Origin of the sequence: Chitinophaga arvensicola (assembly GCF_900110835.1) — a bacterium.
Lineage (GTDB): Bacteria > Bacteroidota > Bacteroidia > Chitinophagales > Chitinophagaceae > Chitinophaga > Chitinophaga arvensicola.
In genome coordinates this window covers 50,995-76,515 of the sequence record NZ_FOJG01000002.1, presented here as the reverse complement: position 1 = coordinate 76,515, position 25,521 = coordinate 50,995, and the positions used below count along the sequence as shown (strand labels likewise).

Annotated in this window: 13 protein-coding genes; 1 reads left to right on the top strand and 12 read right to left on the bottom strand. The window is 48.3% G+C overall.

What is annotated here, in order from left to right; all coding sequences use genetic code 11:
* Positions 1-115 precede the first annotated feature (115 nt).
* The 8 genes from BMW79_RS17560 to BMW79_RS17530 form a co-directional block, all read right to left on the bottom strand.
* Positions 116-1,645 carry a RagB/SusD family nutrient uptake outer membrane protein gene (locus BMW79_RS17560; RefSeq protein ID WP_089896979.1) on the bottom strand — a complete coding sequence of 510 codons (1,530 nt, stop codon included), beginning with the start codon at positions 1,643-1,645 and terminating at the stop codon, positions 116-118.
* A gap of 48 nt (positions 1,646-1,693) precedes the next feature.
* Complete coding sequence (locus tag BMW79_RS17555) at positions 1,694-4,684, bottom strand: SusC/RagA family TonB-linked outer membrane protein (RefSeq protein WP_089896978.1); 2,991 nt, start codon at positions 4,682-4,684, stop codon at positions 1,694-1,696.
* Positions 4,685-4,820: 136 nt separating this feature from the next.
* Positions 4,821-6,722, bottom strand: a complete 1,902-nt coding sequence (locus BMW79_RS17550) for a carbamoyltransferase family protein (protein ID WP_089896977.1) — start codon at positions 6,720-6,722, stop codon at positions 4,821-4,823.
* Positions 6,719-6,868 (bottom strand): DUF5989 family protein, encoded by a 150-nt coding sequence (locus BMW79_RS34400; protein ID WP_407641632.1) that lies wholly within the window; start codon positions 6,866-6,868, stop codon positions 6,719-6,721. The genes BMW79_RS17550 and BMW79_RS34400 overlap by 4 nt, the downstream gene beginning before the upstream one ends.
* 20 nt (positions 6,869-6,888) lie before the next feature.
* A complete protein-coding gene (locus BMW79_RS17545) occupies positions 6,889-7,278 on the bottom strand; it encodes an SxtJ family membrane protein (RefSeq protein WP_089896976.1) in 390 nt (129 codons plus the stop codon).
* A 2-nt stretch (positions 7,279-7,280) separates the two neighbouring features.
* A complete protein-coding gene (locus BMW79_RS17540; RefSeq protein WP_143059200.1) occupies positions 7,281-9,335 on the bottom strand; it encodes a tetratricopeptide repeat protein in 2,055 nt (684 codons plus the stop codon).
* Positions 9,336-9,481: 146 nt separating this feature from the next.
* Positions 9,482-12,067, bottom strand: a complete 2,586-nt coding sequence (locus tag BMW79_RS17535; protein ID WP_089896974.1) for an AfsR/SARP family transcriptional regulator — start codon at positions 12,065-12,067, stop codon at positions 9,482-9,484.
* Positions 12,068-12,232: 165 nt separating this feature from the next.
* The gene (locus tag BMW79_RS17530) at positions 12,233-12,520 is read right to left on the bottom strand and encodes a hypothetical protein (RefSeq protein WP_089896973.1); all 288 of its coding nucleotides are present in this window, start codon (positions 12,518-12,520) and stop codon (positions 12,233-12,235) included.
* 224 nt (positions 12,521-12,744) lie between these two features.
* Between BMW79_RS17530 and BMW79_RS17525 the strand changes: the two genes are divergently transcribed.
* On the top strand, positions 12,745-15,429 hold the full coding sequence (locus BMW79_RS17525; RefSeq protein WP_089896972.1) for a PQQ-dependent sugar dehydrogenase: 2,685 nt from the start codon (positions 12,745-12,747) through the stop codon (positions 15,427-15,429).
* 127 nt (positions 15,430-15,556) lie between these two features.
* On the opposite strand, the gene BMW79_RS17520 is transcribed toward BMW79_RS17525, so the two are convergent.
* From BMW79_RS17520 to BMW79_RS17505, 4 genes are all read right to left on the bottom strand, one after another.
* Positions 15,557-19,162, bottom strand: coding sequence for a glycoside hydrolase family 2 protein (locus tag BMW79_RS17520; RefSeq protein ID WP_089903863.1), 3,606 nt, complete (start codon positions 19,160-19,162; stop codon positions 15,557-15,559).
* A gap of 117 nt (positions 19,163-19,279) precedes the next feature.
* A complete protein-coding gene (locus BMW79_RS17515) occupies positions 19,280-20,389 on the bottom strand; it encodes a glycoside hydrolase family 99-like domain-containing protein (RefSeq protein WP_089896971.1) in 1,110 nt (369 codons plus the stop codon).
* A gap of 11 nt (positions 20,390-20,400) precedes the next feature.
* Positions 20,401-22,182 carry a SusD/RagB family nutrient-binding outer membrane lipoprotein gene (locus tag BMW79_RS17510; protein WP_177192230.1) on the bottom strand — a complete coding sequence of 594 codons (1,782 nt, stop codon included), beginning with the start codon at positions 22,180-22,182 and terminating at the stop codon, positions 20,401-20,403.
* A 9-nt stretch (positions 22,183-22,191) separates the two neighbouring features.
* Positions 22,192-25,392 carry a SusC/RagA family TonB-linked outer membrane protein gene (locus tag BMW79_RS17505; protein ID WP_177192229.1) on the bottom strand — a complete coding sequence of 1,067 codons (3,201 nt, stop codon included), beginning with the start codon at positions 25,390-25,392 and terminating at the stop codon, positions 22,192-22,194.
* Between the last annotated feature and the right edge of the window lie 129 nt (positions 25,393-25,521).

Below are 25,521 nucleotides of genomic sequence, written 5' to 3'. Positions count from 1 at the left end.
TCACTAAATTTTATACTCCCGGAGAATTTGTCATTGACCTGGAGAACGAATTAACAAAATAGTTTAATCATGCACAAGGCATGATTAAACTATTTATAGGCCAAATCAAAAGTGCTTAGTAACTAGGGTTTTGTGTCCATCCCGGGCTCAGGTTCAGATCGCGGATTGGAATAGGCGCGATATATTTAGGACCTGGGTTTGCAACCGCAGCAGGATTTAACGGCAGATCTTTGAATTCGTTCGGGTCGCGTCTGGCGATTACCTGTGGTAATAACTGCAAACGAACGATATCGAACCAGCGTTGACCAAACTCACCGGCAAACTCGTATTTACGTTCTGCTACTACGGAGTCACGGAAAGCGGTAGCTGTCAATCCTTTCTTGATATCCAGCAATCCGGCGCGGCGGCGTACCTTGTTCAGCGCTTCGTAAGCATCATCAGAAACTGTGTTGGCAGACATCGCAGATGCTTCGGCATAGGTCAGCAGTGTTTCTGCAAAACGCACCACATCGGTTGTTTTATCTGTACTCGCATTGAAGCTGATCACTTTGGTAGGTGTTTCCACAATACCATCACCCACGCCATAACGGAATTTGTTATAGTAAGGGTGCTTGGTAGCGGTTCTTGGGTCATCCCAGCTGACAGGACCTAAGGTCTTATGTTTAATAGTAGTATAGAACGTTTCTGTAGTACGTTTACAAACCGGTGCATCCTTGAAGTAATTGATTTCAGGGAAGAAGTCATCCCATCCACCTTCATCATCAGGAATACAGGTAGCACCAAAAGAACGCTGGAACAGCTGACCGGCTACGTTGTACTGCAGACCAAACACAGACTCAATGTTGTTATTGGTTTTGAATACATCCAGGTAGTCAGGTACCAGGTCATATTTTTTGGAATCCATTACCGCTTTGGCTTCTGTTGCTGCCAGACCGTAATTGGATGCCTGGTTGATAGGCCAGCCGGCCATAGTCAGGTATACGTTGGCCAGTACCGCGCGGGCTGCCAGTGCACCTGGTCTGCCTACGTCCACACTGTTGCTCCATTTATCAGGTAACATACCCGCTGCTGCTTTCAGATCGCTGATAATCTGCTCATATACTTTAGCAGGTTCTTGTCTTGCTGGCGTAACTGTAATTTCAGCAGGACCGGTAACCAGTGGTAATGCACCAAATGTTCTTACGAGATAGAAATAGCAAAGACCTCTCAGGAAGTAAGCCTGTCCACCAGCATAAGTACGCTGCTGAATAGCATCCGGTGTGGTAGCCGCTACTTTCTCATAGTTATTGATAACGTTATTGGCCTGGTAAATGGTGTTCCATGGTCCTTCCCAACCAGCCCGGAGACTGGAGTTGGTGCTGGTACCCTGCAGACGGTCGAACTCGCGTGAATCCGCTTTATTCGACTCAGGGTGTGTTGTCAGGTCATCCGCACCAAAATATGCGGTCATTTTGCTGGTAAAACCCCAGGCGCCATCTACGGCCAGGGCTCTAAAGGCAGAAGTTACTGCTCCATCCAGCTCACTCTGGGTATTGAAGTAATTGCCGGGAGTCAGATTGGCTTTTGGATCTTCCGTCAGCTTCACGCAGGATGATGCACCGATCATGGCAGCAATCGCTAATGGGAGAAAATATTTTTTGTTCATAATAGTAATTTTTTAGAAAAACAGAATCCTTTGCTTACGCTAATTCAATTATAAACCGAGTCTCAGACCAATAGTATAGGTTTTGGGGTTAGGTATAGTACCTGTTTCCAGACCTTGTGTGATAGCATTGGTAGCGTTGGTTACTTCAGGATCATAGCCAGGGAAATTGGTGATCGTCCAGATGTTCTGCGCACTGATGTACACATCCAGGCTGCGGGCATGTATTCTGCTCAGCAGGCTTGTTGGAATAGTGTAAGTCAGGGAGATGTTTTTCAGCTTAATGTAGCTGGCGTCATATACATAACGGCTGCTCTTAATTTCATTCTGGTTACCATACGTAGGAACATCTGTTTGTTTTTCAGGTGTCCACATTTCAAGGATCTTACTGTTGGTCGCATCACGTGCATCCCCCAATCCGCCCATGGTGTAAGCCTGGCTGAAAGAATAGATCTGGTTGCCGTGTGTACCCTGGAACATTACGTTCATGCTCCAGTTCTTGTAGGAGAAATCATTGATAAACCCGAAGTAGTATTTAGGCATACCATTACCGATAGTAGTCAGATCGCCACCGGAGAGTTTTTTATCGCCATCCAGGTCAGCGTATTTGGTATCGCCTGGTTTTTTACCATAGGTGGCAGCTTCTGCTTTCTCTTCTGTTTTCCAGGTTCCCAGGTATCTGTAACCATAGAAAGTTCCCAGCGGCTGACCTACTTTAATAATAGATACGCCTTGCTGTGCAGAACCAATACCGTTTACGATGATATTGTCCTGACCTCCCAGATCCAATACTTCATTTTTATTGAAGGAGATATTGAAGCTACTGTTCCATTTGAAATCTTTGGTTACAACAGGAATACCGCCTACAGCGAATTCAAGACCGGTGTTTCTTACGCTACCGATGTTACGCTGATAGCTTCCGCCACCATAATAGAATGGGTTATCAGTGTTGTACAACAGGTCTGTTACTTTCTTATTGTAAGCATCTGCGGTGAAAGTTAAGCGGCCATTCCAGAATTCCATATCCAGACCCAGGTCATAGGTGGTATTTTTTTCCCAACGGAGTGATTTGGAAACCGGAGATCCTAATGGCGTATTTACGCTTGGTGTGGTACCGTCAAAATAGTAAGGAAGACCTGTACTCACCTGCGCAATGCTGGAGTAGGCAGGTACTGCCTGATTACCGGTCTGACCATAGCTTGCGCGAAGTTTCAGACCAGTTACTGTTTTAGAACCAGCCATAAATCCTTCTTTGTCGATTGCCCAGCCCAATGCTACGGATGGGAAAGTGGAATACTTGTCAACCAGGTGGGAAGATCCATCTGTACGAACAGCTACCGTTAACAGGTATTTATCGTTAAAGGCATAGTTCACCCTTCCCATGTAGGAGATCAAAGCGTCTTCCCAGAAACCACCGCTGGTTGACTGGCTCTTACCTAATGCAAGGTTCCAGTAACCAAGGCTGTAGGTAGACAGCTTGTTGGCCTGTGCAATAGTATTGGTGTTGGTTTTGGAAGCCTGCTCAAAGAGGGCAGTTACCGTCAGTGAGTGCTTGCCAAAACGATTGTTATAAGTCAGGAAGTTGGAGTTCTGCCAGCTTCTGTAGCGGGAGTTTTCCATTTTCGCGTAGTCACCACCGTTATATCCTTCGTTTGTTCCGGGAGGGAAAACAGACTGTGTTTGCTGATTCTGCAACTCATAACTGTTATTCGAGGTAAAGGTCAGGTGATCAATAATGCGGTAAGTAAATACGCCAGTTGCAGTCATGTTGGAAGTTTTTCCATCAACTGAACGGGTCATGATATTCTGTACCGGGTTAGTAGCCAGTGACGCAAATTGTGCACGGGGAATATAGTTACCCAATGCATCCCTTACGCTGCTGGTTGGATCATACATAGTGGACTGAGCGAACGGATCGGTGATGTCGCCGGAGAAATCGGTATTGTGTGAGGATGGCAACAGACCGGTGATATTTACTTTCAGATCCATTTTGCTGTTCAGCTTCACATCTACGTTTGCTCTCAGGGTGTGTCTGTTGTAGCCGGAGTTGATCAGCAAACCTGGCTGGTTGAGATAGTTATAGGAGAAATAGTATTTCACATTCTCAGAACCGCCGGATACACCTACCTGGTAATTCTGAACAATTGGCTTCTGTGTTAACTCACTCTGCCAGTCGGTGCCATCAGGATTTTGTTTGAGGGCAGCCAGCTGTGCGTCAGTAAAACCACGACCTGTTCCGGTAGCGATATCTTTTTTCGTTCTCTGTAATGCAAAATCATAAGCATTCAGCACGCCCATTCTTCTTGGTAAGGACGCTTTACTGATCCATCCGCTTGCATCTACTCTTGGTTTACCGGTTTTACCTGTCTTGGTAGTTACCATTACCACACCGTTCGCACCTCTGGAACCGTAGATAGCAGTTGCAGATGCATCTTTCAGGATTTCCAGGCTTTCGATATCACCGGGAGCAATAGACTCCAGGTTACCACCGATGTAACCATCAATTACATACAACGGATCATTACCGCCTGTAATAGAACTGGCGCCACGGATCCTTACACTGATACCTTTACCAGGCTGTCCACTGTTGCTCTGTACAGTAACGCCGGAAGTAGTACCCTGTAAGGCCTGTTCCACTCTTGCCAAAGGACGCTTGGCAATTTCAACTGCTTTCACCGAGCTGGTCGCTCCGGTAACATCGCTCTTTTTCTGGGTACCATAACCTACTACCACCACATCATTCAAAGAACGGGAATCTGTTTTTAAAGTAATGTTGAGATTGTCGCCGGTTACCGCTACTTCCTGTGAGATGTAGCCGATATAAGAAATTACCAGTACCGGGGACGCCGCGTCGCCGGTTGCAATCTGGAATTCGCCCGTAGCATTGGTAGGACTTGAAATGTTGGTACCTTTTACTCTGACAGTTGCTCCAGGTAGTGGTTGGCCGGTTTCATCCAGCACTTTACCTTTTGTCAACTGCTTTTGTGCATAGGCCTGCAGCAGACCCGATGCGAGGAGCATCAGCAATAGTAATCTTTTCATAACGCGAACGATATTTCGATTGATAAAAAATAATGAATGCAAGTAAGCATCACCGGCCTAACAAGAGCGCTAATAATGAACTAACTGGTGCATTAATGTTATATTTTTTTTAAAATTTCTTACTGTAACTACTATTTCAATCCATTTCGAAGGATTTGAACAACTCCTTTGGCAACGTTGGCTGGCGGCTTTTCTCGAACACATAATTTCCAATCACCACATAATCCATTTCTGTCCGCATAAAAGCCAGCCATGCATCTTCCGGTGTGTTCACTACCGGCTCTCCCCGTACATTAAAAGAGGTGTTGATAAGCAAGCTACAACCCGTTAGTTTTTTAAAACTATTAATAAGTGCCCATAGCTTTGGATGAAGTGTACGATGTACGGTTTGTATCCTTGCAGAATGATCGAGGTGTGTTACCGCAGGAATCGCAGAACGTTCCTGTTGCAACCGTTCATATATAGATGCTACCGATAATTCCGGTTCACTTTCTTCCACCGTAGCAGCAAATGATGCTGCTGCATTTTTTACCGGTGCAATACGCCATTCAGATTTTACCGTGGTAGTAAATAACATATATGGAGAAGCAGCTGCATCTTTAAAATAAAGATGTGCATCTTCTGCCAGTACGGCTGGTGCAAAAGGCCGGAAACCTTCCCGGAATTTTATTTTCAGATTGAGTTGCTGCTGCATATCCGGTTGCCGGGGATCAGCCAGGATACTGCGATTGCCCAGTGCGCGCGGACCAAACTCCATCCGGTCCTGGAACCAGCCCACTATTTTTCCTGCGGCCAGGTAAGCGCTCACCCTTTCTGTGAGTGCGGTGATATCCGGATAATGTGCGGCCACTGCCGCATAACGCGCCATCATTTGTTTCACCTCCACGTCGCTGTAAGCGGGGCCAAGGAAACTTCCCTGCATCGCATCATCTCCCGGAAAATATATTCGCTCCTGCTCCATACCTATATGATAGGCAGCATAAGCTGCACCCAGCGAACCACCCGCATCACCCGCCGCCGGCTGAATCCAGATATTTTTGAAAATATCCGCATCCTTTATTTTACGGTTGGCCACACAATTCAATGCCACACCTCCTGCCATCACCAGGTTGGTACTACCTGTAATTTCACTCGCTGTACGCGCTAACGCTACCACTATTTCTTCTGTCACCTGCTGAATGGCCAGCGCCAGGTTCATATGTGCAGTGGTGATCTCCGACTCCGGCTCCCGGCGGGAAATACCAAACAGCGCTTCCCACAAAGGCGTCACCGTCATTTTTAAACCCGTGGCAAAATCAAAATAATCCATGTTCAACAGGATAGATCCATCGCTTCGTATATCCACCAGCGTTGTAAGGATCTTTTCCCGGAAAGAAACTGTTTGCGGATCATCCGCTATACCATAGGGAGATAAGCCCATGAGCTTATACTCTCCGCTGTTTACTTTAAAGCCCAGGAAATAAGTAAAGGCAGCATATAATAAACCGGGAGAATGCGGAAAACGCAGCTCCCGTAAAATTTTTATATCTCTTCCCCTGCCATAGGAAATAGTAGTGGTAGCCCACTCTCCCACTCCATCTACAGTGAGAATGGCAGCATTTTCATAGGGCGAGGGATAAAAGGCACTGGCAGCATGTGATAAATGATGTTCAGGAAAATACAGGGGCGTATTTTTCGTGGCGCCCAACGCACGGAACTCCTTTCGAAGCATCTTTTTCATAAATATCTTTTCCTTCATCCACACCGGCATCGCCTTTATAAAGCTGCGCCAGCCACGGGGTACAAAGGCATGATACGTTTCCAGCAGCCGTTCAAACTTTAGTAACGGCTTGTCATAAAACGCCACGGCGGTGAGTTCATCAAATGATACACCCGCTTCCGACAATACATATTTAATGGCCTGCACGGGAAAAGCCGCATCCTGTTTGATCCGGGTAAAACGCTCCTCCTGCGCCGCTGCGATGATCCGTCCATCGATGATCAACGCCGCCGCACTATCGTGATAAAAAGCTGATATGCCCAGAATAATATTCCTCAAAATATGGCGTAAATAAAAGGCGCTAAAGCAGAAGCACTGGTCAAAGCCACCAGGGAGGCCAGTATTAATAACATAATAATTAAAGGAAGCAACCAGAACTTTTTACGCGTTTTTAAAAAGTACAGTAGTTCATGCAGAAATTCCATTACGTGAAAATTATGATCGTTTAAAATGTATGCCGCAGCTCTTCTTTTGTATACACATGATTCCTTATATCCATCACCGATGCCGTTCCTTTTTTAAATCGCCGTAACTGCAACGTGTCTTTGCCCCGCCATTTGCGTATCAGTCCTACCGGCACTACCACCAATACGAATACCAGCGTGAGTAATACCCGGATATTTATTTCTCCCAATATTTTTGCCAGGCCAAACCAGATCACTGCCAGCGGATAAAATAAACGGGGCAGTACCAGGGTGATCGCCAACAGCACCAATGCTGCCGCAACCAGATGAAAGTCGTGCCGGTACAACGCCGCCACCAGCATAGCCAACGTGGCTACCTGTCCGAATTCAATGCATTGCTGCCGGGTAATGTTGCCGATATTCTTCCACATGACTACACTTTTTTCAGTTGATCCTGTATCGCAAGTGCTTCCGGGTTGCCGGGCGATGTTTGTAATACTTTGGCGATATACAATTCCGCGCCATCTTTATTTCCCATCTTGATATACAGTCCGGCGATCTGGTTCAGCACCGCTATGTTCGCCGGTTCTTTGGCCGCCACCTGCTGTAGTTGCACAATTTGCAACAGGCATTCTCTCACCGGCAGTAAGTTCAGCCGGCGCTCGTTATGATCTATTGCGTAATTCAGGTAAGGCAATGCTTCGGTAGTCTTGTCTGCTTTCAGGCAAAGCACAAACAAGGTTCTGGCTACATCAAAGGATGGCGCCGACGCGAATACTCTTTTGAAATAGAAAATCGCCTCCGGTGTATTATTCAGTTTGCCGTAGTAATTGCCGGCTTCTTCATAAGGCGCCATGTCCAGCGGATGTTCCTGTACTATTGCCGCCACTACGATGGCCGCTTTTGCCAGGTCGCCCTGACGGTTGTAAGTCGTGTACAATTCTCTCATCGCATCTCCCCAGGAAGTATGCCTGAAAGCCACATCGTAGGCCAGCTGCTCTTCTGCAGTTGTAATCAGCATTGTGTCAGCAGCTCCGGTATGATTGAATGGCCAGCTTTTTTTAAGATTGGCGATCTTGAATTTCGCGGCTAAAGTGTCTACCACGGTGAGTGGCATCATTTGCTGCAGCTGCGCAAAACTCATCTCCGCATCTTCGGACACCGTAAAAATGCCTTGTGTTTTCAGCGATTGATAGAAAATATCTGACAACAACGCGTAGCCTTTCAGATCCGGATGTACGTGTTCCAGTACCAGTTCTTTCCCGATAATACGACCGGGGCTATTGGCTTCAAATACCGCATTGGCATCTACCAGGTGCGCATTTTTATATTTACTGACCAGTTGAGGAAGCACCTCATTGAGTTTGGAGGGAGCGCGGAAACGCAGTGCATCGAAGTCCCTCGCTTTATCAAAATAGTTTTTTGCCGCTACGCTATCCCCGCGTTGCAACTGTAGCTCACCGAGGTAATAATTACAACCGGCGTGTGTGTTATAGCTATGCTGGGCAGTTTCGAAATATTGGAATGCCGCAGTGGAATCACCTTTTGATATGGATTGCACTCCCAGCTGATAGTTGCGGTTAAAATCCGGATACTTTGTGCTATCCGCCTCCACACTGATAAAAGGGAACAGGTCTTTTTCGGCAGACACCAGGTTGCTGATAAACACGGGTACATTGGCTTCGTGCAACAGCCGCAGCGTGTTATCCATATTGGTGGTAAACTGCGTGATCCCTCTTTCATACAGCGGAGAGCCGAATGGGATCTGCTGTTCTGCCACCATCATTTCCATGCGGGTTTTGCCGGCCCCACTGCCTGCGGAAGCTTTCCGGCTGGTAATGCTGTTCAGCGCATTCGCCATCAGTTGGGTGAGCCGGTACTCCCGGAGCTTCAATACCAGGTGAATGAGAAAAGGACTGCCGGCTATTTTATCGGTGCTGCCGGCGCCAAGGCAACCATAATACTCATTATGACCGGTATAGATCAGGACTGCATCAGGTTGGTAAGGCAGCAATTCTTTTGCAAAACCTTCGACAGTATAGGAATTAACGCCCGTTAGTGAAAGATTAATGATTTCAAGACGCTTGTCCGGGTTGGTATGCATAAGGCGATACTGTAACCAGCGATGAAAAGAGCCGTTATGAAAATAAGGATAACCGATGGTGGTAGATTCACCCAGCACAAAAATGCGGAGCGTGCCGGTATCCTTTACTTTTTTAAATAATTCAACATTGCCTTTCGTGGCAACAGCCGGATCGGAAAAATATTTAAGCGACGCATCGGGATTGAACTGGTAATAATCCGGATCCTGGGGAGAAGTAATAAAGAGACGCAGATCGTGGCCGTAATTAAATAATCGTAAGCCACCTTCTACTCCCGCAATAATTAAAAAGGGAAAAAGAATGCTGATGACTTTAATCACCAGCATTCTTTTTTTTCGTAATAAAACGGCCTGAGTGCCATAATCGTGGAATCGAGTCTTATTCATTTAATTGCAATTTATACGCCCAGCCTTAATGACAGCACTAATAATGCACTAACGATGGAAATAAAAAAGGAGAAAGTAGTAATTAAGGAGAAAAAAGGATACCTGTTGTAACAGCGAAGGGGAAGGCATTACACCTTCCCCTTCCATTATTTATCTCCGGAGTAGGCGGTGAAGGATTGCGGAAATTCCTCTCCGTACATATGCTGGTATTCTTTCGTGAATTTGTTGAAGGCGGTTTTAGCGAGAGAATGGCGGCCCAGTGTCACCAGGCTGCTGCATTTCAGGCGCAAGGCTTCTTCATTGACCGGATCAAACAGGAAAATGCTGTCGGCTATTTCAATGAGGAGCTCCGGATCTGCGCTGAACTGGTGCGCTGCTTCGGTTAAAATATCGAGAGCTACGCTGGAAATCTCTGACTGTATGTCTTCCAGCCAGGTATAATTGGCATCCGGCAGGAAGGAGCCACGGTGCAGAATACGCAACAATTCCTTTACAGGTTGTTTTTGCAGCGGACGCGGCATATGCAACAGTTGCTGGAAGTCGGCCAGGTCCATCCGTATCTCCTCTGTTGAATATTGCAGGCTCCAGCGGTCGGCTTCTTTTACAAAGGCACAGACGCCCAGCTTATCTAGTATCGCTTTTAGCTTCACCATATTCACAGAACGGTTGTTCTGGGCCTCCTTGCTGGATTTATCGCGCCAGAGGGTAGCATAGAGCCGGTCGGATGAAATTCCTTTGCCGGAGCGGATGGTATTGATCGCGATGAGCAGGAATAATTCCTTCAGCAGCGGCGTAAAGAATTTGGTAATGTCCTGCCCGTCTTTATCGAGTACTTCAAAAGGACCAAAGAAGTAAATGTTTCCCTTCGGATTTTCATCCGGCGCCGGTTCCTCTGCCGGGAGCACTACCGGAACAGGTGCAGGTACTGCAGGTGCAGCAGGCGTTGTAGGGCTAGGTGCGGCTGCTGGCTCCGCTACCGGGGCTTCCGGCGCTGGAACGGGCGCTGCTTTTACAGGCGGCGTTTTCTTTCGTCCACGCAGGAAAATGTACACCCCAAATGCTCCCAGTGGCAACAGGATCAGGAAATACCAGGCAGAAAATCCGGACAGGCCGGAATAATCATCCAGCATCACATCCGGCGGGAATTCCAGTGTATATACCTTGACTTCTGTGATATTATCCTTATTGGTATACAGGGTAACGGCCACTAATTTCTTACTATCTCTGCAATAATACAGGTCAGCGAACGACTTGATATCATGAAAGGAATAGGGAATGGCATTGGCCAGGGGCCTGTATTTCGGTTCTTTCAGCGACCCTTCGATCAGCTGGAGCGTGGTATTGAATTTATCATCGGGGAAGATGAGCGCGTAATAGTTCTGTGCGGCAGGATCGATGACCAGGCTGTTGGCAAAACAGAATTGTACCGGCGGATCTTCCAGCTGGTAGATCTTATGAAAAGCATGATCCTTCACATAAAAAGCCATCAGGTCGTAATAATGCCTCGGGTTCACCACCTGGTTACCGCTGTTACTGCCATATCCACCAAGGATATAAGCAGTATCACCATTATCTGTGGAGCCGGCAGCAGCGAGGTAACGCGGGGTAAGCCTTTCTCCATGCGTTGTTATCGAATCCCATTTTTTATCCGGGAAATGATAACGCTGTACTGTGTTCTTGTACTGCATTTGCCCATACCCCCCCAGCACATACATGGAAGAATCTGATTGGGAGATGAATTTATTGGCCTGCCAGAAAACCGTCAGCAGATCCGGCGCATAGTTAATATCCCATTTCCGGTTGAGCGAATCGTAGCCTCCGGCCTTTTTATGGTCAATATAAAAATTAAACAGTTTGTTCAGGAAAGGATTGAACACCGACTGATTACCCGGCATAAGACTATCCAGGCGTTGTGCAAGCCGTAATCCATGTTGCTGCTCATTTTTAAAACAGATATTATACAGGGAATCGGAAGATACCACATACAATATTTCCTTATCCCGGTCAAAAGCCACGCTCGGTGTACCATAGATCTCCCAGGTTTGCACCAGGCTCCAGTTGCTGTGCTTCGGACCTATCCAGATCGGATTACGGATGGTAGCTGTTTTTCCTTCTTTGAGATCGGTGGCGGTGGCCCCCGCATTTTCGGTGAGTGGCCAGTTATATTTAATATTTCCGCCTTCCTTTACAACGATATTACGGATGTTCATCGGTGGAATATCCACTGTCTGAAATCCTTCGTAGGTATTGGCGCCGAAGAATACCCGGGTACAAACCGGACTGCCGAGTTTGGCCGGACCTTTTGCAATAAATTTATTATCTACCAGAATAGCCGCCTCGTTGCGCTCCAGATCGAACTGGATGCTGATATGGGTCCATTTACCGAATAACGCGATAGAGTCTATCGAAAAGGCACGGGAGAAGCTTTCCCCGATGAGGAAGCTGAAATTTCGCTCGCGCTGGTTATATACGAGATCTATATTTTGATTATTGGCCGCAATGATGCGGACAACATATCCGAAATAAGTTTCCTTATATGGTAATAAATTAAGATCGAAAGACAGCTCTCCGTTTTTCTTGAAACAAAGCGCACCGGAAGAAGTTAAGTTCAGCGTCGTTCTTCTCTCCTGTACCACTTCATGACTGGCAAAGCGTAATCCATAGGACTGAGCATAACCAGCATTTGTAAACAGATGAACAGATAAAAATAGTAAAAGGATAAATTTCCACATACTCCGCTAAAAAACTAAAATAACTGATTGTTTAATATTTATCGATCTAACGCCACGTGGAATATACAAATAATAAACAAATTAGTGCTTTTTTATGCCCTAATAATCAATGACAAATGTAAAATATACACGCTTTGGTTGGCAATCAGTAACCTTAGTTGGTACTTATTTTAAAAATCGTTTGACTAATACATTCCATTCCTCTTGCTGGGTACCGGCAGGTTTCGTAGTGCCTGCGCGTCGATACCAATAGTCCGCATTTCCTGCATCTCCTTCCACCCTGTGCAGGTATGCATGCACACTGGCGGCGTCTGTACCCGGCAGATCATCTACCAGGTCGTGCGCCTTTTTCCAGTTGCCCTTACCCTCATACCAAAGTGATTCCAGGTATACGGAAACATTTTTTGGAGGATGTGCATCCTGTAAGGATTGTTTAAATTCATTAAAATCCATCTTATCGATTTACCGGCCTATGTATAATGTGGGCCTCAAATATACAAAAGCAGCCCCTAAAATGGCAACTTCCCCGACTATAATAATATTAAATTAGCCAATATTCACGGATCATCAAAACAAAGAGACGATCCGATATTGTTTCCTTCCATCCATTTTTCAGGGAAAAAAATACAATATTCTATTATTTTGTGAGCCGCTTAACAAATCCTTAATCCGTTTCCATGAGTGAACAAGCTAAGTTATGTATCCGGAAATTACCGGCTCTTTTGATTGTCGGACTGACAGTAATTTCACAGGGATGTAACACCCACACCAGTAAAAGCAAAGCAACCAAAGCCCCGGAAGACAACCGTTTTACCAAGACCATTCTTTCCAACGACCTCAATGAACCGATGGAATTAGCGGTTGCCGGCAATGGCAGCGTGTATTTTATTGAACGCAGCGGTAAATTGTATCACTACGACCCAGGCACCCAGGCTACAAAGGTCGTATACACGTTCCCGGTACTGCCAGATACCAAAGAAGGATTTGGTAACGGGTTACTCGGCGTGACCCTCGATCCTGGTTTTGAAAAGAATCATTATATCTATTTCTATTATACACCCAACAAACTCCCGGCAGCCCAACAGGTATCCCGTTTTACCCTGGAAGGGAAAGACTCGCTCATCGCAGCTTCTGAAAAAGTATTGCTCACCATTCCACTGGAACTGGAAGTAAGCGCCCATACCGGCGGCTCACTGGATTGGGACAGGGAAGGCAATCTCTTTATTTCCACCGGCGACAACACCGTGCCCTTTGCCTCCAACGGCTATGCGCCCATAGATCAGATCCCCGGCCGCATCACCTTCGACGCAGAACGCTCCGCCGGTAACACCAACGACCTCCGTGGAAAAATCCTGCGTATCCATCCCGAACCGGATGGCAGCTACACCGTACCGGCAGGCAATCTCTTTGCAAAAGGCACCGCCGGCACCCGCCCGGAAATATATACCATGGGTTGCCGTAACCCCTACCGCATGTCGGTAGATACCGCCACCGGCATCGTATACTGGGGCGAAGTAGGTCCGGATGCAGGCCAGGACGGTGATCAGGGACCACGCGGATATGATGAAATCAACCAGGCCCAAAAACCCGGCAACTACGGCTGGCCTTTTGTAGTCGGTGATAATAAAGTATACCCCCACTACGACTTCGCCACTAAAAAGATCGGTGAACCCTTCAAAGCGGATGCACCGGAAAATAATTCGCCTGCCAACACAGGGCTGAAAGTATTACCGCCCGCACAGAAAGCCATGATCTGGTATCCGTATGATTCGTCGGCCGTATTCCCCCAACTGGGCAACGGCGGCCGCTGTGCCATGGCCGGCCCGGTGTTCCATTACAATGAAGCCACCGCAACGCCCACCGGTTTGCCGCAATGGTACGACAACGCACTTTTCATCTACGACTGGATGCGTAACTGGGTATATGCCGTGCGCCTCGATGAGCAACATAATTTCAAATCCATGGAGCCGTTCATGAAAACAAACGGCGATTTCAGAAGACCCGTAGACATGGCCATCGGTAAAGGCGGCGACCTGTATGTGCTGGAATATGGCTCTGTATATGGCATCGACAACGACGATGCCCGCCTGGTCCGGATATCCTACAACGGTGGCAACCGCGCGCCGGTAGCAGCTATCACCACGGTTGATACTGCCGGTACCGCCCCCCTGAAAGTAAACTTCAGCAGCAAAAACAGCTACGACTTCGACGAAGGACAGGCACTTACATACGAATGGCAGTTCGGCGATGAAACCGCTGCTTCCACAGAAGCCAACCCTGTACATACCTACGCTAAAAATGGCGTGTACAAGGCCACGCTGAAAATCACTGACCCCGAAGGCGCCAGCAGCCAGCACAGTCTTACTATACGCGTGGGTAACACCGTTCCCGTAGTAACCGTAAGCACCACCGGCAACAGCACCTTCTATTTTGATAACACCCCACTGCCTTACACCGTTACCGTCGCCGACCAGGAAGACCCTTCCATCAGCATTGAACGGCTGATGATCGGCCTGCACTACATTCCGCGCAGCAAAACAAAAGCCACCCTGGGCCATCAGCTGATTACCACTGTACCGGCCCATCCAGGCAAAGTACTGATGGAAAGCAGCGACTGCAAGGCCTGTCACCAGATAGATAAAACCTCCGTAGGCCCGGCCTTTACACAGGTAGCCAAACGTTACGAAAAAGATCCGAAAGCACCGGCCTATCTCGCTGCCAAAATCATCAAAGGCGGCGGAGGCGTATGGGGTGAACATTCCATGGCTGCACATCCGCAGCTGTCGACCGACGACGCCAGCCAGATCGTGAGATATATCCTGACGCTCGCCGCGCCACAGGCAGGTGGTAGTTTGCCTGCCTCCGGCAGCATTGCCCTGAAAGACCACCTGGGTAAGGAAAAATATGGCAGCTACGCACTGGCCGCCACCTACACCGATGGCGGTGGCAATGCCACGCCGCTTACCGGCAATGGCTTGCTGCTGCTCCGTTCCCTCCGGGTACAGGGCGAAGACGCCGACTCGGTACATAACATCGACCGTTCTGCACAGCTGCTGGGCGCTATTCATAACAAATCGTTCTTTATATTCAGGAACATCGATCTGAAAGGCATCCACAAAGTGACCTACTATTATTCATCCCTGAACCGCGACGCTACCCTGGAAATTCACACCGGTAGCGTAGATGGCCCCGTGATCAGCAGGCTGGATTACAAAGCCACGGGCGACTGGGAGAAATTCAAAGAGATCACGGTGCCGGTAAAGGATCCGGGCGGCAAAAATGACCTTTACTTTGTATTCAGTAAAGCACAACAACCCGATCAGCACCTGTTTACACTGGACTGGATGGAATTTAAACCATAGACATTTTACTTCCTTATAACAGTAACGGCTATCCAAATCGGATAGCCGTTACTGTTATAATGGATAAAAAAAGGGACCACAGGCTACACCGTGGTCCCGGAAGAAGAGTAATCAGCTCTCCCACTCTTTATCTACATCCTTCGTACAACAGGTTGTACAGTAATTTACCGGCTACCGGATCGGTGGTGGCTTTTTCGAGCGACATCGTGGATAAATACAAGGTGCCGATCTTCACGAGCGTAGCGCCCTGGATCTTCGCCATGTATTCTGCCCGTTCTGCCATCTCTCCTTTAATATAGCCGTGTATGTTAATATGCTTCGCGAGTATTTCAAGACCAGCGCTACGCTTTACGATCAGCGCGCCTTTGCAGGCGGCCGGCAGTTCCCGCTTGTTGTTATTAAAATATCTCAGCTCCAGTGGCGCAATGCCTTTGAATACCGGCGATTCAGGAATATCCATGTTTACGATATCTCCCTCCGGGAAATCAAGCGCCCCGGTGATATGCGCAGGGAACAGCTGTGATGCTGACTTTGCCGCATCCAGCAGGAGTACTTTTCCGCCGGAGGCGATGAAGTCCTGCAACTGTTGTTGTTCAGCGGGAGAGATATTTTTACCGGGTTCAAGCCCGGCGAAAACATAGAGCGCCGCCTTTTTCGTGAGTGCTTCCTGCACGCTGCCAGCCACTACATACTGCACTTTGAGCGTGTCCAGCGCGGCCTGCATCTGGTGTGCCCCATCTACCAATACCACTGGTGCAGCAACAGCCGGAAGGAAACTCCGTTGATCCGCCAGCGTTACCTTGTATTCATTGGAAGACACGGGTTTATTATTTTCTGTGAGTGACAGGACCAGCCTGGCGTTTACATGAGCAGCCGGTAACCTGCCCGGGATAAGGATCTCCGGGGTTACCCACTGACGGCCGTAATAGGCTACTTCGGGCATCGCCTGTTGTCCTTTCGCGATCACCGTACCGTCTTCATTTTGCAGTTGCCAGGTAAGTACGGACGCCTGCAGTGGTGTGCCTTCATTACGGTCGTTGACTACACAGATACGCGCGGGGATGCGGGTACCGGCGTAGAAATGACGGCCCCAGAGTTCCGCACTCACCAGCACCGGCTGCAAAGCGCGTTGCAGCGCATAGTACGCAGGATACGGCGCAATGGCCTTTGCATCGTATACATTGCGGAACCAGCTGATTAGCGCGAAATGCAGGATACCTGCCGCCTGGTCGTTGGTTCTGCGGTAAGCTTCAGCCTGTTCGCCGGTAATAAATGCCTGCGACTCCATGAAGTAAGCCGGATCGCTATATTCATAGGCCAGATCACCCACCAGTTCCTGTGCGGTTTGATGCACCTGGGTATAGAACCTCACCGGGTGGCCGGTTTCGTTGTTGGAATAACCGGAAGACATTTCCTGGCTGATCAGCGGACGGCCCTCATTTTTATTACGTTGCTGGAATTCTCCGTTGAACTGTTTGAAAATCGAGTAGTCGTACCAGTTAATATAGGCGTGGATATCATCGATATCACCGTCATCAATATCTTTAAAGAAATCTTTCCCGAATTTCTTCTCATTTCTTTTATAGTTGGAATCAAAGCAGATAGGGCGGGTACCGTCTGTTTTGCGCATTCTTTTGACCACTTCCGAGATAATCTTCATTTTCAGTTTGGCCCGGTCGAAGTCGGGATCGTTATCATAGAATTTCATTTCATTGTTAACGGTCCAGAACAGGATCGACGGGTGGTTGCGGTACTTTTTCAGCAGGTCAATGAATTCATCGGCCCATAAGCTGATGAGCTTTTCCTCTGGCATAGAGCTATTGATCATCAGCCAGGGCCAGGTGCCTTCAAAGCTGATGCCTACTCCTTTGCGGTCGGCTGCTGCCAGCCAGTTTTCGTTGTAAGGCGTGGTATGGGTACGGGTAATTTCCATGTTGCCTGCTTTCATCAGGTCATAGAAACGTTCCGCCAGCTGAGTGTCGTTGGGCGCCAGTGCAAATGGCGTATGATTACCTCCGCGCAGCCAGTAGCGGCGGCCGTTCAGGTAAAAGAAACCATCTTTCGATTCGAAGGTCCGGAAGCCGGAAGTGATGGTGGTACTGTCTGTAACACGGCCGTTATTTTCGAGGGAAAAGGTAAAATCGTACAGGTTGGGTGTTTGCGGCGACCATAACTTCGGTTGCAGATGATTGATCTCATAATGCAAGATCCGCTCCTCTCCTGCTTTCAGGCGGGTTCCGGGCAATGCCTTGCCATTGTACAAACCGCTAATCTGTGTGCGTACCTCGAACAGCTGCTCCTTACGGGTGTTATTTTTTACGGTAATATCGAAAGAGGCGCCTGTGAGCGAAGGTTGTATAAATACATCCTTAATCGCCAATGGCTCGGTAATGAGTAAGGACACGGGTTGCCAGATACCGGCAGGATCATCGCCATAAAAGCCATGCGCCAGGTCTTTCAGCATTTTATTGGTTACTTCCACACTCACGGCCACATCTACCACTTTACCGGCGTCTTTGATACCGGTTACAAAATCACGTGTAACCTTTACCGTGATGAGGTTCTTACCGGCTTTGAACAGGCCTTTGCCGTCTACAAAAAATTCACCGAACATGCCGGTATGTTTGCCGGCGGGCTTGCCATTGATATATACTTCTGCGATCTTGGACACAGCGTCGAATCGCAGGATGGTTTCTTTTTGTTCTATCCCTGCCGGCAGGTTGATCCATTGGCGGTACCAGGCGGCATTCGTTTTCTTATAATCAAAAGTATAATTGGCGCAGCGATCCGTTTCCTGCTGGAAGTAGGCATCGGAGGCGCCTTTGGAATGCTTCCCGAATGTTTCTCCGTGTAGCCATATACGTATGGGGTTCCAGAAATCGGGCACTTTCATCACATGCCATTGCTGGTCTTCTTCCTTTGGCGAAGTAGCTTTCTTTTCATCGGCCAGCTGGTACAACGGCATGAACAGCCAGTTGCCATCGAGTGGCACAACCGTGCGGGTACTACGGATATCCGTTACCGTAACAGGCTGCCAGGCAGCGCGTTGTTTGTTCCGCAGCGCTTCTTTTATGTCCGGTGATGCGGGGATACTGCCATATTCAACGGCAGGAACTCCCTGCAAAGCTTCTGCAGCAAGGGGTTGTACGGCAAGATCCGCATAATTGGTTTTTACCCAGCCACCACCAAGGGTTACTTTTCCGGCAGGAGCCAGCTGGCTGTTCCTATCGGTAACGTCTATACGTGGCAGGACTTCATTGTTCAGGAACACGCGGATGCGGTTATTGACTACCTCCACACGAAGGGTATACCATTCACCGGGAACGGGATGAAAATCCAGCGGGCGAAGGGCCAGGAATTCATCAGTGCCCATGTACCCGAGGCGGCTCAGGTAGAGATTATTCTGCCGGCCTCCTCTCAGGGCCACGATATAGCGGTCGTTGCGGTTATAGGCACGAAATCCGGCCCATATCTGTACTTCGTTTGCCGTATCGGCGCTGCTGGCGCGGAAGCTGACACGGTAATTGCGCCAGGAGGTATCTCCGAAAACAGCACTGGCATTGGTAGTTTGCAGGATACCTTTCTCCTGTGTGACGATACCGTTCCCTATAACAGGCGGTGCTTTATAATTACTGCCGAAGGTGGCCTTCCAGGCTGGCTGCTGCGCAAATCCCTGACCAGCCAGTAGTAGCAGGGCAAAGAGGCCTGCATATTTCCTCACTTTGTTTATCATGCTGTTATTACTTTTCCTTCCGGTAAATGACACGTAAAAACAAGGGGCTGTCGATCAGCCCCTTCTATTTTTATTGATCAATTGAATCTTCCACGATTCTCAGGTACTAAGGGGTTACTATTTTTTGAATTGTTTTCTCACGATGTTCAGGTACAATTCCCCATAGCTGGCAGATGGTTCCAGTTGCATATCCTCCACCCAGTTGTTCCAGCTGTCGATCATGATCAGCCTGGTTTTGCTGCTGGCATTCATCTTCGCTACGTTACACAGTTTGGAGAACAGGGCGCCGCTGTCGGAACGCGGATATTCCGGGTTCGTACTGGTAGGCGTATTGATCTTCCAGCTGTATGCCGGTGTGATATTGGGAATGTAATCTGCCCTGAAGTTTTTCTCGAAATAATCCTTGGAGTATTTCCAGTTCTGGTCGATGGTTTGCGGCAGCAGGTACCAGCGGTCCCAGTTGTTGATCTGTGAACTGAGCGACTGATGATAGATCGCATCCACGCAGTCTTTGAAACGGAGCTCATAACGGGCCGGCGGTGTCCAGCGGTCCTGCATACCCACCAGGTAAGGCGTTACGCCCCATCCTTTCATCAATCCTCTCAGTGAATCATAGATAGCTTTGTTGTTATCAGAAAACAACGTTTGTGCGTTCATGATATACACGATGGGTTTACCATCTACCAGCATATAATTCGGATCTTTCAGATAAGGGATGATACGGTGGAAGTCTTCATAAAACTGTCCCATTCTCAGCTTATCCTTTTCGATCGGATTAGTGGCGCTGATACCGCCGAAGGTATTGGTGTTGAAGTTATAGGTCAGTGCAAACTTCATTTTCCCTTCTCCGTTGGCATTGATAAACGCGCGCACCAATGTAGAATCCGATTTGTAGTTATTGGCGTCGCGGTTGGGCGAGCGGAAAGAGAAGGCGAAATAATTAAGCCCTGCTTTCACCGCATAATCGATATGTTTACCCATTACACCGGCCGTGATCACCCCGTTAGGCATGCTATAGGTGCCTACTACCGGAACTTCTTTGATATTGGCATTCCATCCTCCGAAGGAGGTATAAAAAGCACCTACTACATAATCCTGTGTAACAGGTATTTCCTTGATGTCATAATTCAGGATATTGTCATCAACGGAAGGACCACTGAGGTCTTTCTTACAGGCGCCGAATAACAAGACCACCGCTGCTATGTAAAATATATTGAAACGTTTCATGATTACAATTTTTATGGATGATAGGTCTGGTTAACGGTGAACTTGAAGCCACCTGCTGCAGCTGCCTGGCGGAGATCTTCTATCGTGGTACCATACCATTTCTGGATAAAGCTGTTATCGTAGCGGGCGTCGGCCTTGTCCCATTCCGGCACCTGGTAAGGCATGGCAAAATGCAACGTCTGATAGATATCATAGTCATCACCACGGTTAGCGGCCATTTCTTTCAATGCGCTCTGGTATCCGGCAGGATTCAGATTCACTACAGACATGGGGTAAGAAGCCCTGCCTGGTACATCCGAATAAGTAGGATTTGGTGAATAAGAAGCGTTACCACCAGGATTGGTATGCGGAGGCAGGAGGAATACGCGTGTTCTGCGTTCCAGCGCCCAGCAGTCGAAACCACCGTCAGGGAAGTAATTGAGCCAGCGCTGTACCCATATTTTATTATTTCCGTTAGCGGAGATATTCGCGTTGGTTAAGCTGAGATAGTTATTGAATCCTTTTCCGGTGGTACCCCATTTAATACCATCTCTCCCTTTATACTCATCCCGTAAAGCAGCGCTGATGCCCCAGTAGGCAAAGTTGGCATCGATACCGGCATAGTAGTATTGGTCAGGTCCCATGCTGCCGCCATAGCCGCTTTGCGCCGCCTCTGCTTTCAGGAAAAGTGCTTCTGCATAAGAGAGCATAATGAAAGGACGGTTAGCCTGCAGGATAATGGAATTGGCATTGGAGTAAGCATTGATATTGGAAGTACCCACAGGATCCGGCTGGCCGGCGAGACTGGTCCATGCGGCCAGTTTAGTACCTGCTTTTGGCAGTCCCAGGTAAGGGATCGGATAACTTACTACACGCAGCGAATCATCGTTTTTGCTGGTGAGGGTATCTGTGAGCTGCATACGATTGGCCAGGGGCACAGAATCATAGTACACCATCAGTCTCGGGTCTTTGTAGGACCGGAATACGGTAAACAGGAACTCGCTCAGTTTGGGCGCCTGGTTAGTGGCATTCGGTGCGTATGGGAAGTACTGGTTGGATTTGATGTACTTTACGAAATACGGGTTCTCGTTGTTATTCACGTTTTCAAAACTCATTTTAGCGGTTTCCGCTTCTGAGTTGATGGTGAGGGATTCATTGGCCATTACGTCGCGGATATGGGCAGCAGCCAGGGCCGGCAGATTACGCTGGATCTGGAGCCCGATCTTCAGCCGCTGTGTGTTGGCAAACTTGATCCAGTTCTGGAGGTTGCCATTGTATACGGCATCGTATTTCAGCTTGTCGCCGCCAACATTGATTTTGGAAGCGGCATCCTTCAGGGTGCTCATCACAAAACTGTATACCGAATCTTCATTATCAAACATAATGGTAGAGAGGTATTCCGGGTTGTTGGCCTGGTATAACGGTACGGGACCATAGGTTCCTGCCATGATACCATAGGTATATGCCTGGAGAATACGGGCCACCTGTACGCGGTTGTTGTACAGGGAATCTTTACCATAATTTACTATCACCTGGTTGAGGTTTCCTAGTACGCCCTGATAAGCGGTTTGCCAGAAGCCGGCATCAGTTACATCGTAACGGTTGGCCTGCTGACAAAGCAGATGACCGAGGTCCCAGTATTTGGTGGTGTTATAGTTACCCAGTTGGGTGTTCAGATTTTTTACTGCCGCCAGGATAGATGCTTCCGGTGCGGCATTGGTAAACTGTGTAGGATCCGAATTAAGATTGGCAAAATCTTTTGTACATCCCCAGCACATGATCAGGATCAGAGAGAATATGTATACTGCTTTCATGATACGCATTTAAAAAGTTACTTTCAGGTCAAATCCATAAATAGAGTAAGGGAACGATCCGCCGGATTCAATACCCTGGGCATTACCGGTGGTGTTAGCTGCTTCCGGATCGATACCTTGCGGAGTATTTTTGAAAAGGGTCCACAGGTTCCGGCCTACAAAAGCCAGGCGGGCGGTTTTCACCGGTGTGGGTTTCAGAATACGCGTAGGCAGGGTGTATCCGAAGATCAGTTCACTCAGTTTTATGTTGGATGCGTCGTAAGTGATAGCAGGTGTGTTGTTTAATACCATGTCTGAATTGTAGGTAGTTGGGTTCATCCAGATATCACTTTTCTTACCTACCATCATTCTGCCGTTTTTATCGAGCAGGGTAACGCCTTTGCTGTCGGTGAGCGGGAAGTAGGCATCCGGGTAGCGCATACCTTTAGGACGGTCTTTATCGTTATAAACGGTATTGCCTTTACTGTTAGGCTGACCAATACCCATTCTTTCCTGGTCGTTTTCTCCGAGGATCACGTTACTCAACAGGAACTCATCCCTGCCGCCTAAGCTGGCAATAGTGTTACCGGCGAAGTTCGCGCGGCCATAGGAAGCAGAATAAATTATGCCGCCCATTTTCACCGTGAATAATACAGACAGATCAAACTGACCATATTTAAAGGTAGATCCGAGAGATCCGATCCAGTCGGGGTGGAAGTTACCCAGTACCACGTTAGGATCTGCGATGGTCCTACCATTGGAAGAACTTACGATGAGGGTATCATTTACCTTGTAAGGTGCATTACCGGTGAGCATACCATACTGCTCTCCTACTTTTGCATTCACCGTAGCGCCCAGGGTGGTTCCCAGCGAAAGGATATTGATATTTGGTACCAGTGAAATCACCTTGTTGCGGTTCATAGACCAGTTGGCCAGCACATTCCATTTCAGTTTTCCTTTCTGCAGCACGGCGCTGTTCATGGAAATTTCCACGCCCCTGTTACGCATTTCTCCCGCGTTGAGAATACGGGTGGTGAAACCTGTTTCTGTAGGAATCTGCGGACGGATGATCTGGTTGGTGGTATTGGACTGGTATACGTTGGCGGTTAACTGGATCCTGCTTTTAAAGAAGGCCAGTTCCACGCCTGCTTCGCGCGACAATGTTTTTTCCGGTTTCAGCTGTCCGTTGTTCAACTGGCCGTTGTTACCATAGTTCAGGTAAGGGTTGCCGAGGAACAAGCCACCATAAGGATAGGTGGTGATCAGCGACTGTGCCGGTGCAGCATTACCTACCTGTGCTACCGATGCTCTCAGTTTACCATAGTTCAGGATACTGGTTTCCGGCAGGAAGTTGGAGAAGATAAAGCTACCGCTTACAGAAGGGTAAAAGAAGGAATAGTTCGCTGAAGGCAGCGTAGATGACCAGTCGTTACGACCCGTGATTTCCAGGAAAAGGAAGTCGCGGTACTCGATCCTGGCATTTCCGTAAATCGATTGCACATTAGTACGCGCAAGGGATTCCGTAGCGAAAGGGAATGCGGTGCTGTTCTGGATGCTGGGCATATCATGCACGAGCAGGGAAGAAATACTGGCGCCGCGGTTCAGGTTATTCGTGGTTACGTATTCCGCACCGAGGTTAGCAGTGATGTTAATGGCTTTGCTCACCCTGTTATTGTACATGAACATACCCTGGTAATTCCACATCTGGTTGTTCTGTGAAGAGTTGGAATAGGAGCCGTTCGGGTTTCTTAATCCACCCAGTTCTTTGTACTGGTAGAATGTTGCCATTTTAACATCGGAAGATGCCTGTAAACGGAAGCTGAGCTTTTTGGAGAGTTGAGCCGTAGCCGTTATACCTGCCAGTAAGCGCTGTGATTTGTCTTCGTTTTCATTTTCATAGAGCATCCACAATGGATTTTCCACGCTGCCTACGGCGCCGAAAGAGGCGGAGTTACCGAAAGCGTCTGTCCATGGATCGAGTGCATTTACGTTGATACTGCGGGGCATGTACACATAAGCGGCCATCGGGCTGGAAGCGTCCAGGTTACGATAGGTACGGTTCTTTGTACCCTGATTGGTATACATCACCCTGGTATCGATGTTCAGGAAGGTGCCGAGTTTGCGGCTGGCGTTCAGGGCCACGTTATGTTTTTTGATGAGGTTCTGATTTTTCAGTACGTCATCGCTGTTGGTAAAGGTATATGACAACCGGAAACTGGAGATAGCATCCGCCTTTGCGATAGAGATATTGGAGGCGTTAGTGATGCTTGGTTTGTAGAACGAAGTGATGTTGCCTGGTTGCGGGGAGTATCCGCCGGCAATCGGTTTACCGGAGAAATCGTTATAAGGCTGGCCCAGCATAGGCATCCCCCAGGTAGAGCCATTAAGACCCATACGCACGGCGCCGGTACCGGGAACGATGTTGTTACCATTGCCCACCAGGTAGCCGTTACCACCTTCGCCGTATACATTCTGATAGGCGGGGAACTCGGCAATGGAATTTACTACCGTGTTCTGGTTAACAGCGATACCGAGGTTGCTGTCGTTGATCTTTCCTTTTTTAGTGACTACGAGGATAGCGCCGTTGGCTGCACGGGAACCATACAAGGCGGCGGCATTCGGACCTTGCAGTACCTGGATGGATTCGATATCGTCCGGGTTCAGATCGGCCGCACCGTTACCAAAGTCGAGGTTATCCCTGCCATCGCCCATATCGTTGTTGATGGGCACCCCGTCTACCACCCATAAAGGCTGGTTATTCTGGGTCATGGAGTTTTCACCACGCAGAATGAGGCGGCTGGAAGATCCCGGCTGCCCCGTACTCGTGACCTGTAAACCGGCCACTTTTCCGGCGAGACCATTCACGATGTTGAGGTCTCTGGCCTCCGTGAGGTTTTCCGGATTTACCGCCTGGGTGGCATAGCCTACAGATTTGGCCTGCCTGTTAAGACCCAGGGCGCCTGCCACCACTACGTTCTTTAAATTAATGGCAGAAGGACTCAGGGAAAACTGTACCGATGTTTGCCCGTTGATGGTAATTTCTTTTGTTTCATAACCTGTCATGGTGGCCCGGAGGATAATCCCTTTCGGAGCGCCTACATAAATGGAAAAGGTACCGTCATCGCTGGTAGCTACCCCGTTGCGGGTGTCTTTTACCATGATGCTGACCCCAGGTAGCGGATTGTTTTTTTCATCCGTGGCTTTCCCCCTGATAAGGGTTCGCTGAGCCATTGCCTGTGAAAAACAGAGCAAGAGCAAGACTGGCAAGCAGAATCTCATAATTGATTGATAATTAATGGTTTAAAATATACAGACCCGTGGAATTAATTTCAGTAGAACGGAATTATGCTGATAGTACAT